Below are 12,539 nucleotides of genomic sequence, written 5' to 3'. Positions count from 1 at the left end.
GTCAGTCTCCCTGTTTTGGCGTCATGGTTTCGAACGGCACATCGAACAAGGTGCTGCCGAACTGGACCTTGGCCACCGAGTCTCGGCGCACGCTGATGGCCGTGAGATGCGAGATGGGCAGGTAGACGGCTTGTTCGTGCAAGGTGGTGAGGATGAAGCGGTACTGCTCGGCACGCTGCTGTTCGTCGGTGCTGGCCAGCACTTGGCCAATGCGCTTGTCCAGTTCGTCCTTGATTGCCAGCCCACGTTGGGCCATGTAGTCGGCATGGCCGGCGTAGCGCATGGAGCTGACGAACGAATGCGGGTCGTAGGGCGCGCCCCAGGTGTCGGCGAAGATCATGCCGAAGTCGCCGTCGCGTTGGCGCCGGACCAAAGCCCCTTCTTCAACCGCACGCAGGTCGATGTGGATGCCGATTTTCGCCAGCTCGCCCTGCAGCACTTCGGCCAGGCTCTTCTGCAAGGCACTTGTGCCGAGGAATACCAGCTCGATGGCCAAGGGTTCGCCGCCTTTACTGCGCACAGACGCGCCTGAGGCCAGCGTCCACCCGGCAGCATCAAGTGCGCGGGCGGCGCGCGCCGGGTCGTAAGGGTAGGGCTTGAGGCCGATATCGGCGTAGGGCATGTTGCTGGCGAACAGGGTATCTGCCCGGGGCTCAAGGCCGTAGAGAATCTTGTCGATGATGGCTTGCTTGTCCACCGCCTCGTTGATCGCCTGGCGTACCGCCAGATCGCGGGTAGCACCACGGCCGGTGTTCATCGCCAGGGTGCGGGTGGCCAGCGGTGCCGACAGTGCGGTGGCATAGCCCTGGTCACGCAGGCGCACGAACGTGCCGGCCGTGATCTCGCCGGCGGCGCCCTGGATCAGTTCGACCTCGCCGGCCTGCAGGGCCAGCGCGCGGCTGTTGGGGTCTGGAATGACCTTGACCATGACCTCGCCGTAGGCCGGCTTGGGCCCCCAGTACTGGGGGTTGCGCACGAAGCGGTCGTATTCGCCCAGGCGTGATTCGGCGCGTATCCAGGGGCCGGTACCAGCCGGTTGGCCGGGTTTGGCCTGAGGCGAGGCAAAGCGCAATGGGCGAACCTGGGCCAGCTCCATCAGCGTCGGGTAGTAAGGGTGCTTGAGGATCAGGCGCAGGGTCAGGCGCTCAGGCGCTTCAACGTGGTCCAGTGTGGTCACCAGTTCCATCCAGCGGTGACGCTGAGTGTTGGCCAGGACGGCGTCGAGGTTGGCTTTGGCCGCGGGCGCATCGAAGGGTGTGCCATCGCTGAAGCGCACGCCGTCGCGAAGGGTGAATGTGTAGGTCTTGCCGTCGTCCGAAATCTGCCAGGCCTCAGCCAGCCATGGCTCCAGCGTACCCGCGGCGGTATAGCGCACCAGGGGTTCATAGACCATGGCCTGGGCGTACATCTGGTTGGGGGAATAGCCACGCGGGTCGAGCGGCCCGGCATTCACAGGCCAGGAGTACACCAGCTGCGGCCCTTGCTCGGCGGCGCGGCTGGCTGGCGCAGCAGCGCACGCAGCAAGAAGAAGGATGCCCCACAGGGTGGGCTTTCGTTTACCAGGCTGCTGCTTCACACTGCGTCCCCCACTTTCACGGAGGCCGTAGGCTAAAGTGTGGTGGGTATGATGTCTACGTGAAATCATCTTACCGGAAGTTACAGAATGCAACGAATCACCATCACGCTGGATGAAGAGCTGCTCGACGTCATCGATCGGCGGGTGGCGACCCAAGGCTACCAGGGCCGCTCGGAGGCCATCCGCGACCTGTTGCGTGCGGGGATGCGCGAGTCTGAAGCCTTGCCGGACGATGCCGCTTGCGTGGCCGTGGTCAGTTACCTGTACGACCACAGCACCCGCGAACTGCCCAGACGGCTCAACCAGACCCTGCACGCCCACCACGATCTGACCCGATCAACCTTGCATGTGCACCTGGATGCCGGCCACTGCCTGGAGGTTTCGGTGCTGCAGGGCGAAAGCGGCCGAATTGGCGAGTTGTCTCGCCAATTGATGGTTGAGCGCGGCGTGGAACATGGCCAGGTGCAGGTGATCCCGGCTCCGGGGCAGCCTAAGGTGCGCTGAGGCGTTGCGTCACTTGTTCGTGACGCGATCGGCCCAAGGGCCGTTACTCAGAAGTCCAACGTCAGCCCGGCATACAGGGCACGACCGTCACCCGGGGAGTGCAGGGAAGCATCCGCACCGTCCGGGTCGTACCACACGTACTCGTAGTAGCGGTTGGTGAGGTTCTTCAACTGCAGGTCCACGCTCATGGTTTCGCTGACCTTGTACGTTGCACCGAGGTTCATCAGTACGTAGCCGCCATACGTACCTTGGGTGTTCTCCCGCTCCAGGTAGTAGTTGGTCTGCCCGTTCGCCCAGGCAGTCAGTTGCAGCGCGGGAGTGGCCTGGTAGCTGATGCCGGTGTTCCACAGATGGTGTGGCACGTGATCGATTTCCTGGCCTTTGCTGCCTGGTAACGCGCTGCTGGGCTCAAGGATCTTGGAGTACTGCCAGGAGTAGGACATCCACACCTCGGTGCGTTCGTCCGGGTGCAGGTTGACCTGCAGGTCATAGCCCCAGCGGCGTGTTTCGCCGACGTTGTCCGACTCGCCGCTGGGGTCGTTCAGGCGACGGCTCACTTCGCCAGAGGCGTCCTGGCGCCAATAGGCCACGCGGCCATCGACCCAGCTGGCCGGGGTGAACTTGACGCCGGTTTCCCAGCCTTCGTTGATCGAAGGGTCCAGGTCCTCGTTGCGCGGCGGCACCTTGTAGGCTGCGGCGCCCGTCCCGACCTGGAAGGTGCGGCCCCAGTTGGCGTAGACGCTGGCGAACTTCCACGGCGAATAGACAATGCTGAGCTTGGGCTGCTTGATCAGCCCGTAGTCGTTGATGTCGTAGTCCTGCCCGGTCATCTTGTTGGTGAAGTCGCCACTGATCTTGTCCACCCGGTAGGCCGGCACGATCTTCAGCGATTCGAACGGCTCGATCTCCGCCTGTACATAAGCACCGACCGTGTTGAAGTCGAAGTCCTGGTCGCGTGTCTGCACCTGGCGTACACGCTCCACGGTGCGGTAGCGTTCGCTGCGGTTCTGTTGCTTCTGCATATCGCTGCCACCTTCCAGCGCAAAGGCGTGCAGCCAGTCCACCTGCGGCCGCCAGGTCAGCGAGGTGATGGCGCCGTACTGGTCCTCGTAGGTGTCGCGCTCCTGCTGTGAACTGGTGCGCCAGTACTGCGTCCAGCGACGGTCGTCATAGGTGTTGAGGTAGGTCTTGGCCGACCAGGACAGGGTCTCGGCCAGGTCGGTGTCGAAGTGCACGCTGACCTGGTTCATTCGCCGCGTGCCTTTGTCCGTGGCGTTGTAGTCATTGCTCATGCGCGGATGATGGCGGGCGTCATCCTCGGTCAGGTAACCGGCCTCCTGGGCTTCGGACTCGTAGTGGCGGGCGATCAGGCCAAGACGATAGCTGCCATCGTCAGGGGTATAGAACCATTTGCCGCCGAAGCTGTAGCGTTCGGTGTCGGCATGGTCGCGGTAGCCGTCGACCTGCTGGCGGGCGAAGAAGTAGTTCTGTGTCCAGTTACTGGTCTCGATGCCCTTGGCCAGTTGCACCTCGCGGGTGTTGAAGCTGCCGTAGCGCAGGCGCGCCTTGTTGTAGTTGCCGCCGGTGCGGGTGTTGATGTTGACGTTGCCGGCGATGTTGTTCAGGCCATAGCGCGGGTCGCTGGTGCCGCGCACCACTTCGATGCTGTCGATGTCCATGGGGAACACCGAGTCGATGAAGGGCATGTTGCCGTCGTTGGTGTTGCTGGGGATGCCATCGATCAGCAACTTGACCGCGTTCACTTCGCCTTCGCCATTGAAGCCGCGAAACGACAGTTTGCCCGAGGTGGTGCCCTGGTTGAACTCGGTCAGCATCACCCCTGGCGCGCGACTGAACAGTTCCCAGCTGTAGGTCACGGGCATCTTTTCGAGGATATCGCCCCCCAGGATGTCCACCGAACTGAGCACGCTGCTGGTGGCCAGCGGGCCGCTTTCGGCACTGGTCACGTTGACCGCGCCAAGGGTGAGGGTGGAGTTTTCAGTGGGCAAAGTTTCGGCAACGGCCAGTGACAGCGGGCTGAGGCTGAACACAGCGAGCACGGGCAGGACAGCGCGTGCGGTGCAACGGAACGCAGGCATGGAAGGTTTCCTGGTCAGACAGTCGGGCAAGGCTGCGCACCGCAGGTCACGGGGCAGCTGTGGGCAAGAAACGACGGGTCAGGCCAGGGGAGAGGCGCGGGGGTTGAGCTTTGGCCACTGCTCGCGCGGCAGCAACAGCCTGTGGCTGTTACCGAGCAACAGTGCGTCGGGCCAATAGCGGGGGAACAGGTGGCGATAATAGTCGCTGGTCAGCAAGGCATGCCCGGCGTGACCACAGCAGCAGTCGCCCGCCTGGTGTTTCATGTCCGGCTGATCGTCGAATTGCGGCAGCTCGGCATTGAGCTGGGCCAGCAGTGACTTGGGCAGGCTCTGCGCACCGTGCAGGCTGCAAAAGCTGCCGAGAATCAGCGATTGGCTGTCGATGCGGGGTGATTGCAAGGCACGGTCGAGCGGCATCGCCAGCAGGTTGAACAGCACGGCGAGGCAGGCGAACAGACAAAGTTGTGCGCGTGCACGTGAAAGCATGAGTCACCCGAGCGAATATGGCGCGCATTAAGCCGCATCCGTTGCGGGCTGTACAAGTTCCGTGGTGCGCCTTTTTGTCGCAGGCGCACCACGGCGAGGGCTCAATGGCTGCGCATGCCGGCGGCCATCATGAACAGTCGGATCAGCCAAGCGAACTGGGCAGGATGAACAGTGTGCCTACCAGCATGAAGCCTTGGCTCTGGGGCGTCGCTGCGGCTTCCCAGATGCTGATCGACGGCGGGATGATGTTTGGCCACAGGCTGATGCCAAGGCCGCTGTAGCCCAGGAAAATCTGGGCCAGGGTCAGCAAGAACGGCGTGTAGTGCGCGTTGCGTGCCACGGCACGTAGCAGCCCGTTGCACGTCACCAGCACCAGGATCGGCACCGGCATGAACCAGAGCAGGTTGTGCATGCTGAACCAGCGGGCAATCGATGGTGGATACGCCAGCGAAGGTGGCGCCGAGCCCTTTGTCAAAACTGACCGCGCTGGCCGCAGTCGCTAAGTGGCCACAAAAAGTGCCACCTGCACCGTTGAGCATCAAGCCGCCGGCCTGACCATGCCCCAGGCCGCAATGCAGCACTGCGAACAGCACGCAGGCGTAGAGGCCCCAGCTGAGTGTGCGGCGACGTCCTGCTGCTCGATGCATGTCCTTTGCCCGGTGTTCGCTGTGATTGAAAATGGCGAGTCGCGGGTCTAGCAACGCCGCCCATCATGGTTAGGTGCGACTAGGTTGCCAGGGGCGCACAGTACCTGGCGCGTCCCTGGCGCACGAATCACTTGGACATGTAGTCGATTACCGCCTTGTAATCGTCGGCGGTGCAGTCCATGCACAGGCCGCGCGGCGGCATGGCGTTGAAGCCTTCGGTGACGTGCTTCACCAGAACATCGTTGCCTTGGGCCAGCCGTGGCTTCCAGGCCTCGTGGTCACCTTTCTTCGGCGCCATTGGCAATTGCCCGTTGTGGCACATCTGGCAAGCGCGGTTGAAGACCGCCTCCGGGTCCTGGGCTGCTTGAGCCAGGCTGGCGGTTGCCAGGCAAGCAAGCATTGCCAGTGTTTTCTTCATGACCGACCTCTCAGGTTTTTTATTGGAAGGCAGAGTCTAAGAGCGTGGTTATCCCTGTCAGGTGCGACGTTCTGACGCATGTGCGGTGTCAGGGCTTCATCTACCGGTCTGGCTGGCAGGGTGCGGCGAACTGTCGCAGGGTAGCGGCTTGCAGGTGCCGTGCTACGTTGAAGCTGATCCGGTGTTTTACTCTTGGCAGGGTTTTCATCGGGTCAAACAAAAGCCGGGGCGCATTACCGTCCCGGCTTTTGTTTTTTCAGTGATCAGCGGCAATCGCTCAGGCCGCTGCCAAACACGAAAGGAGGCTCAACCGCGAACTCGAGTGGTCATTCTGCGTAGCCTTCGCCAGCCTAGTACGACGCCGCTGAGTGAAACCACCAGGCCGCCGATGCTCAAGGCGATGATCAGGCCTTCGCGTAACACCGGCCTTTGCAGCAGTGGCTGCAGATCCCAGCTGTGCAACAGGTTGAACAGCCAGCGACCGGCGCGTTGCCTGGCATCGTGGCTGGCGACCACTTCTGCGCTGGCCGGGTCGAGGTAGACCAACGTGCTGGCGGGGTCGTCGAAGCGCAGGCGCAGTACCGGCAGTGGGCGGCTCTGAAAGCCGTACATGCTCTGGGCGTCACGGGTGAAATAGTAGGCGTCGTAGTGCCCTTGCCAGTTGGCCTGTACCACGATGCCTGCCGCCATCGCACGGGCCGCTGTCAGCAAGCGTCGTTCGGACAAGGCCCGCGCCGGCGGTGCGCCGGCTTCCAGAATCCGGCTATCGCCGGCGGCATTGCGGGCAACCAGGAAGGTGTCGCCGCCCAGGCGTTGCCACTGGATTTCAACAGGGTTGAACCCAGGCTCCCGGCTCAGGCTGGCCATGGCCTGGGCAACCGTCTGGCCGATATCCATCGCCCGTAGAGGCCCCTGACGTAGCGCCTGGGGGACCAACTGCGAACGACTGTCGGTCACACCCCAGGGGCGCATCGACATGAGTCCGCTGAATACCCACAGCACCAGCACCGTGCCGAACAGTAGCCCGCCGATGTGGTGCCAGCGCAGCCAGCCGCCAGGGTAGGGGCTGCACGAGCCGCTGCGATAGCGCTTGCGCAGCCGCAGGCGCAGTATGCCAACGGTCATGCCCAGGAGCGCCATGACCGTTGCGCCCAGGGACAGGCCGATCACCAGGGTACGCCAGCCGTTGTCGAAGCCGAACCCGCCCCGTAGCGGATAGAGCCAATGCAGCCATGCACCGACCCAGTTCCAGGCACGCTCCTGGGCGGTGGCGTCACGCACCACTTCGCCGGTGCGGCTGGACAGGTACAGCCAGGTGCCGGCTGTATCGTCTACCTGCACGTGATGCAAGGGGCGGTCGCCATCCAATGCCCTGGAGTGGGTCCACATGTCCTCGTCCACGGTGCCCAGGTAAGCCAGCCCGGCCTCACCGGCATACTGCCGGGCATTGGCCAGGGCCCAGGCTGCGTCGGCCCGAGCCAGAGGTTCGCCGCTGGCGGCATCGAGGATGACGCGGCGACCGTCGGCCAGTTCCAGCAGGTAGTGCGCGCGCCCGCCCAGGCTGGTCAGGCGCAGCGCCTTCAGCGGCTGTTGCGCCCAATGCTCGGGCAACTCGGCGCAGCACCCCGCCGGCAAAGCCGGCAGGTGGGCCAGGCGCTCGGCCGGTGTCAGCTTGGGGTAGCCGACGTACAGCATGACAACCCCGGAGACGAACCACAGCGCCATGAACAGGCAGGCGACGATGCCCAGCCAGCGGTGCCACAGGTACAGCTGGCGCTTCACGCTCATCAGTAGCGCCACTGCACAGCGACTTCCAGGCTGCGCGGTTCACCCAGGTAGTATTGGGTGTTGGTCTGGTGGATGAAGCGGGCATACACCTCGTCGGTGAGGTTCCGCAGGCGCGCGCTGACTTGCACGTGTTTGTCCAGGTCGTGGGTCATGGACAGCCCGTAGACGGTGTACGACGGTACCCATGCGGTGTTGGCAGTGTTGGCGTACACCGATGAGACATAGCGGGCATCGGCCCCGACCTGCCAGCCGGGCGCCAGGTCGTAGGTCAACCAGAGGTTGGCCACGCGGTCGGGGATGTTGACCGGGTTCTTGCCCTTGCGCGAGTACACCACGCCGCCGATGGTCTCGTTGAATTCATCGTATTCGGCATTTACCCAACTGAAGTTGCCCGCCGCCAGCAGCTTGGGCGTGACCTTGAACGAGGCTGCCAGCTCGATGCCAGTGGAGGTCTGCTGGCCCGCCTGCTCGGTGGTGTTGGGCACGGTCGAGGAGGGCACGGAGATATCCTTGCGCACGATGCGATACGCCGCTGCCGTGGCCGAGCCGCGGCCGTCGAGGAAGTCGAACTTGCTGCCTACCTCGACCTGACGGCCGGTGCTCAGGTCGAAGTCGCCGACCTGGCTGATCGAGGCGCTGGTCAGGGTACCGCCTGGTGGTTCGGCCGAGGTGCTGTATTGGGTGTACAGGCTGACGTTGGAGGTCAGGTCATAGACCAGCCCCAGGCGACCGGTGATGGCGTCCCAGCGTCGGTCCAGCCTGGCTCGCGCCACATGGTCGACCACGTCGAAGTCGATATGGTCGTAGCGCAACGCGGTTATCAACGACAGTTGATCGGTCAGGCGGGTACGGTTCTCGACGAAGGCCGAGGTGGTGTCGGTGGTGGTGGTTCTGCCCTTGGTCATGTGCGCGTCCATACCGGGGATATCGAGGAAGTGCCCGGGTTCGAAGCCGTTCGGGTCAACCGTGTCGAACGCCCCCTTGGACAGCGGGTAGTTGGTTTGCTGGTTGGTGCTGTAGTCCATGCCGAACGCCCAGTCGCTGGCAAGGCCGAACAACTGGCCCTGGTGGGTCAGCTCGACCTTGTCGCCGTTGACCTCCTGGTCGTGCCGCTGGCGATAGCCGCCTGAGCGAGCGATGGCGCTGTTGTCGGCGTTGTAGCGATACACCTCGAGATTGCGGTAATCGCGCTGGCCGTTGTAGTGGTAGAAGGTGTTACGCAGTTGGGTGTTGTCATCGAAGCGATAGTCGGTGATCGAGCGCAGCCACCGGGTGCGCTGCTCGTAGCGACCGTCTTCGACATTGTAGTTATTGAAACGGTTGTGCTTGTCGATGTGCAGTGTGCCGACCAGTGGCTGCAATACCGGTGTGCCCCAGTAGGGGCTGTCCTCTTGTTCTTCCAGGTATTCGATGGCCAGCGTGTGCGAGAGCTGATCGTTGATGTCGCTAAGCAGCGAGAAGGCCAGGTTGCCGGCCCCATTCTCCTGCCGATCGATATAGCCGTTGGTGCTGGTGCGGCTGTAGTCGAGGCGGGCATAGTGGCGCGGGCCGTCGCCCGTGTTCAGCGCCTTGTTGAAGGCGACCGACGTTTCCATGGTGTCGTAGCGTGCATAACTGACGCGCCCTTCGAAGGTGTCTTCGTCACGGCTTGCCAGCCGGGTGATGAAATTGAGGCTGCCACCGACAGCGCCGCTGCCGTTGAGGAAGGAGGATGGCCCGCCGAGCAATTCGACGCGGTCGTAGATCCAGGCGCCCACCGGGCGCGCCGCGCCGCCATACTGCAAGTTGATGCCATTGAACAACTGACTGATCTGGGCACCGTTGAACCCTCGGTACGACACATATCCCCCCCAGCCGGGCGGAGCCGAGGCGTTAACGCCGGGCAGTGCATTGGCGGCGTCCTGGAAGTTACGTGCGCCGATGCGCTCCATGGTCTTGCGGTCGGCAACGCTGATGGAAGCGGGGTTCTCCCTGGCGCTGAGGTTCAGCCGCGAGCCGCTTTCGATGGGGCGATCAAGGTCAAGGCTGGTTGCCTCCTTGGGTTGATTGGCTGTGGCCGTGACATTGCTGGCCGGCAGGGTCAGGGTGTCATCCTGCGCCCAGGCACAGGTTGCGCTGCCAACGAGCAGCGCCAAAGTGGTCATGCGGAACATGCAAGGCTTCCTGGCTGAAATCGGTGAGCACACGCCCGCTGCCGATCAGGCGGCACGGGGACGTGGCGATGTCAGAACGCGAGAAGCGAAGCAGGAGAGGCGCGGGGATTGACCAGTGGCCAACGATGCTTGGGCAGGCGTGGCGGAGGTTGGTTGGGTAAGGGGCTGCCCGGCTCGCCGGCGAGCAGGGTCAGCAGGCCGAAAAATACGGCCAGCAGTGTGGCGCTGAACAGGCTGGCGATCACACAGTCACCGCCGGCAGGCAGGGTCGGATCGCTGAAGTCTTGCTCACCTTGGACCATGCCGCTGCTGTCGGCCGTGCACCAGGCGGCATCATCCATGCCAGCCAGGTGCAACCCGGCCATTTGACCATGGCCCATGGCGCACAGCAACGAGCCGAACAGGACGCTGAAATACAGCACCCAGGCGACATGTGATCGTGTGTGGTGGGCCAGCTTCATGGCAGAACTCGGCGCGAAAACTGAATGATCAGGTTGGGAGGTTGGCGAGGGATTCTACATCTTCTGATGCATCTGAATAGTGTGATTTTTCAAGCACGAATATTCAATCGGGTACAGGCGCACGAGACCTATTGAACACCGATGAGTTCGGCAGCAAGCGCGCGGAGTTCGTCCTTGTCCTGTTGAAGTACAAGCCCACTGCCCGCGTGTGCAAGCAAGCGCGTGGCATGCCGGCTGCAGGCGGGTTGAAATGCGCGGGGATTGATGCGCGCCAGGCTGACCAGGGCTTTGATCAAACGCAGATTGACCTCTTGCAAAGCCGCGCCGTCCCGGCTGATCGGCGCAAAAAAATCGTCAAACAGGTCATCCGCCAGCAGTGCACGAACATAGACCTGCGGGCATTTGTTATCCGTGCCCTGCGCCACGGGATGCAGTTTCCCCCAACACGTCAGGCAGCGAATGCCGCGGCCAATGATGTCGATGGCTGTACCGGGATCATTTACTGCTGGAGAAAGCGCTCGCGAGGCGATCTCTGACAACACCGAAAGCCCGAAGCGCGGGTCATGCTCGAACGTTCTCCTGAGGCCGATGGTCACGGCAGCGAGCATCTCGATGTCCAGCGCGCCATTGTCATCGAGCGGCTCGCCATCCACGGCCAAGGCCCGTGCCACCACCATACCCTCATGTACAAAGGTGCCAGGCAGGACTTCGAGGAAAATTCGAATCTCGGTGCGCGTTGCAATCTTGCTCAAAGTGAGGACATCGACGTGCTGGACATAGCCGGTCTGGCGGCTTTTCACTTCATGGGTTACCCCAGGAAGCTTGAGGTCAGGCGGGTAGGCTGCAGCGCCCAGAAACGGGTGTTCAACACGCTGCTCGATGGCTTTGATCACTGCTTTTTCGACACGGTCGATCGTCTCGCCTACGCGCCCTAGTTTGGAGAGGTGATCAATCCAGCGCAGCAAGGTGTAGATGATCAGGACCACCACTGCAATCGTCACGGTGAAAAGCACTACACGACCTTGTGTACCGTAGGCTCCGGTGCTCAGTGCAATGATGCCGACGAGGCTGAAGAGAAAGGACCCGATGAAGGTCGCCAGAGCGTTCTGGGTCGTGGCGTCCTCCATGACCAACGAAGTGGCGCGCGGGGTTACGCCACTGCTGGCGGCACTGTAGGCCGAGACCATTGTACTGAGCGAAAACGTCGTGACGGCAAGCATGCTCGAGGCGATGATGCCCAATATCTTGTCAACGGCATCTGCACCGATACGTGCAGGCAAGCTGACCGGCACTGCATCCTTGAACACCATGGCCAGTAGCGCGGTAACCACCCCCAACAGGGAGAAAAGCGTTGCTCTGAACCAGAGACGCTTGGCAATTCGCGTAGCCAACCAACGCCAGCGAGCTATCATGAACACCTCCTGTTGCCGAGAGTGTAGGCCCTTATGGGGAGCTGCAGTTATTCATAAGCTGTACCTTCAATACCTCCACCGCCTTGGGCCTTCTGGGGTTGGCCTTGTGAAGCAGGACTACCTGGCGCATGTAGCTGTCAGCGTCCGACACTGGCGTTGCCTGTACGTCGTCAGTCTTCAATCCCGCCCAGAGTGGGACAACAGACACCCCCATGCCTTTGGCGACCATGATGTAGATAGCATCCAGCGCATCCAGATTACAGAGGACATCGGGCTGCAGGTCATTGTCATTCAAGTACTGCTGGGCAATCTGCCCACCCCAGGCATGTGAGTCATATCGAATCAGGTTTCGACCAAGAATCGTCGAGCGGATGTCGCGCTTGTCAACGGGGTCTTTGGTCAAAAGCATCAGGGGTTCTTCTCGAAGAACCTGTATACGAATGCTTTTGGGGACGCTGAAGGGCGGACATACCATGACTCCCGCATCGAGCTCTCCGCAGGCTACTTGTTCGTAAAGACTGCGCGAGTCCCCTGGCGTGATGCGTAGCCTTAGTTGCGGGGCAATGCTTGATAGCTGATTCATGGCCTCTGGCAATATGCCTGTCAACGCTGTAGAGATCGCACCGATCTTGAGATACCCCGACAGGCTACTGGTGTCCAGATCCTCTTTCAGCTCTGCTGCCCCCTGGATCAGATCTCGAATCTTCGGCAGCAACGACAGGCATTTCTCGGTAGGTTCGACAGCATGTGCGCTTCGGTTCAGGAGTTCGCACGCCAGCGATTTCTCGAGGGCTTGTATACGCTGGCTGACTGCAGGTGCTGTCAGGTTTTCCCGTCGAGCCGCCGCTGCAATCGAGCCAGTCTCTATCACTGCCATCAGGCTTTCGAGAAATCGAGTGTCCAAAACATTTCCTTTCGCTGAGAGATGGAAAAATGCGCTTTAGCACTTGCGCGAGGCTACGCTAACCTCCCCGAAAGTTCTATCAGAAACCAAA

At 62.0% G+C, this 12,539-nt stretch carries 10 protein-coding genes and 1 pseudogene; 1 reads left to right on the top strand and 10 read right to left on the bottom strand.

Annotation, left to right across the window (positions count from 1 at the left end; translation table 11 throughout):
- Position 1 precedes the first annotated feature (1 nt).
- Positions 2-1,576: a nickel ABC transporter substrate-binding protein gene (gene nikA, locus C4Q27_RS27155; RefSeq protein ID WP_064493478.1), complete on the bottom strand. Its 1,575-nt coding sequence runs from the start codon at positions 1,574-1,576 to the stop codon at positions 2-4.
- An 87-nt stretch (positions 1,577-1,663) separates the two neighbouring features.
- Here nikA and nikR point away from each other — a divergent pair, with 87 nt between their 5' ends.
- Positions 1,664-2,080, top strand: a complete 417-nt coding sequence (gene nikR, locus C4Q27_RS27150) for a nickel-responsive transcriptional regulator NikR (RefSeq protein WP_010954217.1) — start codon at positions 1,664-1,666, stop codon at positions 2,078-2,080.
- A 47-nt stretch (positions 2,081-2,127) separates the two neighbouring features.
- Here the strand turns inward: nikR and C4Q27_RS27145 are convergent, their stop codons facing one another.
- The 9 genes and pseudogenes from C4Q27_RS27145 to C4Q27_RS27105 form a co-directional block, all read right to left on the bottom strand.
- Positions 2,128-4,179 (bottom strand): TonB-dependent receptor, encoded by a 2,052-nt coding sequence (locus tag C4Q27_RS27145; protein WP_064493479.1) that lies wholly within the window; start codon positions 4,177-4,179, stop codon positions 2,128-2,130.
- A 78-nt stretch (positions 4,180-4,257) separates the two neighbouring features.
- Complete coding sequence (locus C4Q27_RS27140) at positions 4,258-4,665, bottom strand: DUF2946 family protein (protein ID WP_064493480.1); 408 nt, start codon at positions 4,663-4,665, stop codon at positions 4,258-4,260.
- Positions 4,666-4,807: 142 nt separating this feature from the next.
- Positions 4,808-5,092 (bottom strand): annotated as a pseudogene (locus tag C4Q27_RS27135) (cytochrome d ubiquinol oxidase subunit II); the annotation flags it as partial.
- Between the two features lie 347 nt (positions 5,093-5,439).
- Positions 5,440-5,730, bottom strand: coding sequence for a cytochrome c5 family protein (locus tag C4Q27_RS27130; RefSeq protein ID WP_010954210.1), 291 nt, complete (start codon positions 5,728-5,730; stop codon positions 5,440-5,442).
- Positions 5,731-6,036: 306 nt separating this feature from the next.
- The gene (locus tag C4Q27_RS27125; RefSeq protein ID WP_064493497.1) at positions 6,037-7,512 is read right to left on the bottom strand and encodes a PepSY domain-containing protein; all 1,476 of its coding nucleotides are present in this window, start codon (positions 7,510-7,512) and stop codon (positions 6,037-6,039) included.
- A gap of 5 nt (positions 7,513-7,517) precedes the next feature.
- Positions 7,518-9,671 (bottom strand): TonB-dependent siderophore receptor, encoded by a 2,154-nt coding sequence (locus C4Q27_RS27120; RefSeq protein ID WP_104887677.1) that lies wholly within the window; start codon positions 9,669-9,671, stop codon positions 7,518-7,520.
- A gap of 71 nt (positions 9,672-9,742) precedes the next feature.
- Entirely contained in the window at positions 9,743-10,132 is a 390-nt protein-coding gene (locus C4Q27_RS27115) for a DUF2946 family protein (RefSeq protein WP_064493483.1), read from the bottom strand.
- 128 nt (positions 10,133-10,260) lie between these two features.
- On the bottom strand, positions 10,261-11,544 hold the full coding sequence (locus C4Q27_RS27110) for a DUF2254 domain-containing protein (protein WP_104887676.1): 1,284 nt from the start codon (positions 11,542-11,544) through the stop codon (positions 10,261-10,263).
- A 31-nt stretch (positions 11,545-11,575) separates the two neighbouring features.
- Complete coding sequence (locus tag C4Q27_RS27105) at positions 11,576-12,448, bottom strand: LysR family transcriptional regulator (protein WP_064493485.1); 873 nt, start codon at positions 12,446-12,448, stop codon at positions 11,576-11,578.
- Between the last annotated feature and the right edge of the window lie 91 nt (positions 12,449-12,539).

This window comes from Pseudomonas sp. SWI36, assembly GCF_002948105.1.
GTDB lineage: Bacteria > Pseudomonadota > Gammaproteobacteria > Pseudomonadales > Pseudomonadaceae > Aquipseudomonas > Aquipseudomonas alloputida.
This window is presented reverse-complemented; position numbering and strand designations above follow the sequence as displayed.

Excerpts from the sequence above, each read along its gene's own strand:
- C4Q27_RS27115 (WP_064493483.1), bottom strand. The coding sequence starts at position 10,132 with ATGAAGCTGGCCCACCACACACGATCACATGTCGCCTGGGTGCTGTAT.
- C4Q27_RS27120 (WP_104887677.1), bottom strand. The coding sequence starts at position 9,671 with ATGTTCCGCATGACCACTTTGGCGCTGCTCGTTGGCAGCGCAACCTGT.
- nikR (WP_010954217.1), top strand. The coding sequence starts at position 1,664 with ATGCAACGAATCACCATCACGCTGGATGAAGAGCTGCTCGACGTCATC.
- C4Q27_RS27140 (WP_064493480.1), bottom strand. The coding sequence starts at position 4,665 with ATGCTTTCACGTGCACGCGCACAACTTTGTCTGTTCGCCTGCCTCGCC.
- C4Q27_RS27130 (WP_010954210.1), bottom strand. The coding sequence starts at position 5,730 with ATGAAGAAAACACTGGCAATGCTTGCTTGCCTGGCAACCGCCAGCCTG.
- C4Q27_RS27145 (WP_064493479.1), bottom strand. The coding sequence starts at position 4,179 with ATGCCTGCGTTCCGTTGCACCGCACGCGCTGTCCTGCCCGTGCTCGCT.
- C4Q27_RS27110 (WP_104887676.1), bottom strand. The coding sequence starts at position 11,544 with ATGATAGCTCGCTGGCGTTGGTTGGCTACGCGAATTGCCAAGCGTCTC.